This window comes from Escherichia sp. AM3, assembly GCF_032029835.1.
Classification (GTDB): domain Bacteria; phylum Pseudomonadota; class Gammaproteobacteria; order Enterobacterales; family Enterobacteriaceae; genus Escherichia; species Escherichia coli.
The window spans coordinates 1-1,155 of sequence record NZ_JAVUPQ010000345.1 but is presented as its reverse complement, the minus strand read 5'-3'; the positions used below and the strand labels follow the sequence as shown (position 1 = coordinate 1,155).

Below are 1,155 nucleotides of genomic sequence, written 5' to 3'. Positions count from 1 at the left end.
ACTGAACGCTGATAGTGACGTTACCATCCAGTTTGATCGTTTCATCAGAACCAAGAATAGTATTGTCATTTACCGCAGCATCAATCAGTAACGGGAAGGTGACCGCTGTAATGGCAACAGGTGTCAGTTCCCCTGTTTTTGCAACAGAATAACCGCGCTCGATTGCTGAGCAACTTGTCAGCGAGCAGAATGCGCCATTAGATGAGGCTTTCCATGTGGGGGTCGCTGCTGACCAGTGGTCAGTTTGAATCAGGTCGACAGGAATTTCACCTGTATCGTCCGCCGCGTGAATCCCACCATTAGACCTGTCAATACCAATGGATGCAGCGCCAATTTTTTGTCCATTAGGCGCAGAACCTAAACCAAAGGCGTTTTTCGTTCCCTTCATATCTACGAGAGTATCATAAGCTTTTTCAATATAGGATTTGTCGTTTAACGCTACAATGGTCGACTGACGGTTATCCTTGGTGGTTACAGCAATTAGCGTTGGTGCTGTGCAGGTTATATTTAATGTGCTGTTTTTGCGGCCCAGTTGAACCAGTTTATTACTTTTACCGGTCGGATTCAGCGCACTGTTATGATGTTTCCCATAGTCAACAATGCCGCCGCCCGTAACAACTGGGGTACATGCACCAGGGGTATACTCGCCGATGATAGTTAATTCTGTATCAGTTGAATCTGTTGCCATGGCACTGAATGCTGCAACAGAAAGTGCTGCACAAATAGCAGCTGTTGTGAGGTTCTTTTTGAAAAACATATGAACATATCCTTAATAACAAATTTATTTTTTAAAATAAAAAGCTGAAGCAGTATATATATCTGTTTGTGAATGTAAATAAATAACTCGTTCAGTAATAGCCAACTTGCTGGGATGTTTTTATTTAATGAATTTTATAGTTACGATCATGTGAATAATAAGGTGCTGGTGAGGTGGTTTGTGGTGATAATTATTCATTACATGAATGTTTGCGCTGAAAAATAGGAAAATATATAGATAATTAAGGGTAATATATTGGTTTTTTATATTCATATTTTGTATATTAATATCGAGACAATTTACATGGAATGAAAAGACTGAATAGCTTGCAGAATCGGTATTGTCAGAGGTGTTAACAAGTAATTGAGACGGATTGTAAATGAGAAATTGCTTGATGT

1 protein-coding gene is annotated in these 1,155 nt (G+C 39.7%); it reads right to left on the bottom strand.

The genetic code is table 11. The features are described 5' to 3' along the window. A partial coding sequence (locus tag RTW80_RS25700; protein WP_312720885.1) for a DUF1120 domain-containing protein occupies nt 1–757 on the bottom strand: 757 nt, incomplete at its 3' end. Nucleotides 758–1,155 lie beyond the last annotated feature (398 nt).